We start from the raw sequence: 3,897 nt of genomic DNA on the forward strand, positions 1-3,897 counted from the left end.
GAGCCTGCTCCTCAGCTGCCTGACGCTGCGCCGCAGCACGGGCGGAAGCAGCAGCCGCTCCACCGTCGGCCGGGCCCTGGACCAGGCCCGCCATACTCGCCCGCGTCGTTGCGGCCTGACCTTGCGCGGCGTACTCGGCGATGGTGGTGCGGGTGGCTTCGAATCCGTGGTGGGCGCTGGCGGCCTTGTCGGCGACCTGCCGCAACGCCCCCGAAAGACTGTGCGCCGACTGGACCAGCCCACGGACGGAGTACTGAGCGTTCTCGGCGAACTCGCCCTGCCACCCGTGACCCAGGACCGCGCTCAACTCACCCTGCAAAGTGGTCGCCGCATCGTCGAGCCCGTCGGCGACCGAGGTGGCCTTCGTTTGGATATCCAGATACTGCTGCGGCTGCAACGCCTCCGAGCACTGGGCGATGTACTCCAACGGCGACGCCGACACGTCTTCCAGACCGACCCGTCCGTACCCACCCATCACGCACTGGTCGTCAAGAATGAACCCATCAGGCCCCGAGCCGTGGATCAGACCCACACTCTGCAACCCTGCAGGCTCGGCCGCGGCTTTCGACAACGCCCCAGCCAACGCCTCATCCTGGGCCTCGATCAACCCACCAGCAGCCTTGAAGAGCGCCACCATTGCCATTGCTTGGTCAACAAACCCCGAAAGGAGCGTTTTGAGGTCCTCATCCGTGAAGAGGCCATAGACAGCACCTAGCTGGCGCGCCGTGGGAAAGGTCGATGCACCATCACCCTGCTCGAAGACAGTATCGATCAGACGAAGCTCGCCAATTGCAGTGGCGAATCGTTCGCATGCCTGCGAACACAATGCCGAGGCCTCGGGCTCAAGCACGACGGTCATTAGAATTCACCTTTCGGTAGGTACGTCATGATTGGCTGACTCACCTGGTCGATGACCTCACATGCGTTGGCGCGTCGTTGACCAGAAAATTCCAGGAATACGTCGTTCAAATGGACTTGAAGCCAGGCCGTACCGCGCCCGGTAAAGAACAGTTGAATGCATGATCTGTCCGGGTCCCCCGTGGCGTCCAACATTCTCATTCCTACGCGCCCATTGAGCTCCTCCTGGGCACTGACGACATCGAATGACCGGTCAGCGAGATATTTCTCTCGCGACTTCCACGTTGAGAGCATTATTAAATAAGCTTCTTCTGTCTTCCATCCGCAAGACATGAGATCTCCGGGGCTGTGACTTTCGATCTCAGAGAATGGCGTTACCGGCCCGCCGAGTCCTTGCTCGATCGCCTCGACCGGAACCTCGGTGCACGGATCGAACAGGGCCGGCCGCTGCTCGAGCGGCAGGTCCCATGGATTGCCCGGCTGCTCGGTGGCGGAAGTCGAAGTCGGCGTCGCCGTTGTCGTCGTCGATTTCTCGCCGTCGCTCGTCCCGCACCCGGACAGGACGAGGATCGCCGCGACCACCGCGGCGCCTGCTGCTCTACTTTTCCCCACAATCTGTACGACGCCCCGGGACGTCGCGCGGTTCCCCTTGATCCCACCCATTTCCGCCATGGGTTGATTCTGCAGGTCAGGCCACCAGAGTGGTGATGGGACCTCTGGCTCGCGTGCGACGGTCAGTGGAAGTCGCCTTCCGGAAGATGCTCCATCAGCGGCTCGCTTACCTGGTCCATTACAGCGCACGCATTGGGGACTCGCTGGCCGTCAAATTCCTTGTCAAAGTTGTTCAAGTGGACTTGAATCCAGACCGCACCCCGCTCCGTGAAGAGCAGGTGAAGGCACCATCTGTCCGGATCCCCGATGGCGTCCACGAGTCTCATCCCCACGCGCCCGTTGAGTTCTTCACGGGTATTGACGACAGTGAGTTCACGATCTGCGAGGTAGTCCTCTGGAGACTTCCACGTTGTGAGGATGGTCAGTTCGGCGTCGTCTGTCCGCCAGTTGCAGGCCATGCGGTCTCCGGGGCGGTGCCTTTCGTAGCCCCGGACTTGCTCTGCCGGTCGGCCGATTCCGTGCTCAATCGCGTCGATCGGAATCTCGGCGCATGGGTCGAATAGGGCTAGTCGCTGCTCGAGCGGCAGGTCCCATGGATTGCCCGGCTGCTCGGTGGCGGAAGTCGGCGCCGTCGTCGTGCCCTTACCGTCGCCCGCCCCACACCCGGACAGGACGACTGCCGCCGCGACCAGCGCGGCACCTCCTGCTCTACTTTTCCCCACAACCTGTACGACGTCCCGGCGCCGCACCCGGTTCCCCCGAATCCCGCCCTCTTTCGCCATGGGTCGATTCTGCAGGCCAGCGGACCACAACGGCATGTGACCTCGACGGGCCGCAATTTATGCAACGTGCACAATCATCAGGGTTAAGTTCGTCACATCAGACGATGAACACGCAGCTCTGCGGCCGTAGTGTCCTAGGTCACATAGGCAACATCGGTCACCGTCGAGGAGCGCACGTGGAGTTCGAATACCTGCCAGGACCCTTGGCCGCGAAGTTCGGCGACGCACCTGCCGTCGGCGACGACTCCGTACAGCTGTCGTTCCGAGAGCTCGACGCACGCGTGCAGGCTGTGGCGCAGCAGTTCCGTGACCACGGCGTTTCCCGAGGAGACATCGTGGCGGTGATGCTGCCCAACCGTAGCGAGCTTGTGCTGGCGATCTTCGCCGCATGGCACCTCGGCGCCGCGGCGACCCCGATTAACCCGAACTTCACCGCCTCGGAAGCCGACCACCAGATCTCCGACGCCGGAGCGGTCCTCGTGGTGAACGCCGGTCCGGACGCACCCGATGCGGGTCGGCCGTCGATTGGCGTCGATGACCTACGCACGTCCACCGGGGCGACCGTTCCCGCCGCCTCGCTCGTCGGCGATGACCTGGCGTTGGTGATCTACACCAGCGGCTCCACCGGTCGCCCCAAGGGCGTCATGCTCACTCATTCCAACGTTGACGCGATGACCTCGATGATGACCCAGGTCATGCAGATGACCGCCGAGGACCACTGCCTGCTGATCCTGCCCCTCTTCCACGCGAACGCCCTGATGGTCAGCCTCCTGTCGCCATTGCGGGTCGGTGCTCGCCTGTCGATCGTCGGGACGTTCTCCGCCTCCACGTTCTTCGACCGCGTGGAACAGCTCCGACCGACCTTCTTCTCCGCGGTACCGACCATCTACGCCCTGCTCCTCACCCAGGCCGAGGGCCGCGATCCCGACATGTCGTCACTCCGGTTCGCCGTGTGCGGCGCCGCGCCCGCGACACGCGAACTCCTCGAGGCCGCCGAGAACTTCCTCGGCGCACCGATCATCGAGGGCTACGGACTGACCGAGGCCACGTGCGCCTCGGCGGTCAACCCGATCGACGGCCTCCGCAAGCCGGGCACCGTCGGCCCCGTGATCCCCGGCCAGCGCATCCGGATCGTCAACGACACCCTCGAGGACGTCCCCACCGGCTCCCGCGGAGAAGTACTGGTCACCGGGCCGACCGTCATGGCCGGGTACCTGAACAACCCGGAAGCGACCGGGAAAACCCTGGTCGACGGGTGGGTGCGTACCGGCGACGTGGGAGTCCTCGACGACGACGGCTACCTGTCGATCGTCGACCGGATCAAGGACATGATCATCCGCGGCGGCGAGAACCTCTACCCGAAGGAGATCGAGAGCGCGATCGGCAGTCTGTCCGGCGTCCTCGAGGTGGCGGTGGTCGGTCGACCCGACGCCGTCCTCGGCGAGGTGCCCGTCGCGTATGTCGTCCCGTACCCGGAGGCCGAGCTGACCCCCGAGTCCGTGATCGCCCACTGCTCCCAGCACCTGACCAGGGTGAAGGTTCCCGTGGATGTGGAGATCATCTCTGCTCTGCCCAAGAACCCCGTGGGGAAGATCGACAAGCCCGCCCTGCGAGCTGCCTTCACCCCCTGATCCGCCGGGCCGGA

Annotated in this window: 4 protein-coding genes; 1 reads left to right on the forward strand and 3 read right to left on the reverse strand. The window is 64.3% G+C overall.

Annotated features, from left to right (window positions below):
• From OPF83_RS17265 to OPF83_RS17275, 3 genes are all read right to left on the reverse strand, one after another.
• Positions 1-859: hypothetical protein (locus OPF83_RS17265; protein WP_264888880.1), on the reverse strand; the 859-nt coding region annotated here is incomplete at its 3' end.
• Positions 859-1,530 (reverse strand): DUF3558 family protein, encoded by a 672-nt coding sequence (locus OPF83_RS17270; RefSeq protein ID WP_264888881.1) that lies wholly within the window; start codon positions 1,528-1,530, stop codon positions 859-861. The genes OPF83_RS17270 and OPF83_RS17265, both read right to left, overlap by 1 nt.
• Before the next feature lie 62 nt (positions 1,531-1,592).
• On the reverse strand, positions 1,593-2,252 hold the full coding sequence (locus OPF83_RS17275) for a DUF3558 domain-containing protein (protein WP_264888882.1): 660 nt from the start codon (positions 2,250-2,252) through the stop codon (positions 1,593-1,595).
• Between the two features lie 176 nt (positions 2,253-2,428).
• Here OPF83_RS17275 and OPF83_RS17280 point away from each other — a divergent pair, with 176 nt between their 5' ends.
• A complete protein-coding gene (locus tag OPF83_RS17280) occupies positions 2,429-3,883 on the forward strand; it encodes a class I adenylate-forming enzyme family protein (RefSeq protein WP_264888884.1) in 1,455 nt (484 codons plus the stop codon).
• Positions 3,884-3,897 lie beyond the last annotated feature (14 nt).

The sequence above is a fragment of the Dietzia sp. NCCP-2495 genome, from assembly GCF_026011735.1.
GTDB lineage: Bacteria > Actinomycetota > Actinomycetes > Mycobacteriales > Mycobacteriaceae > Dietzia.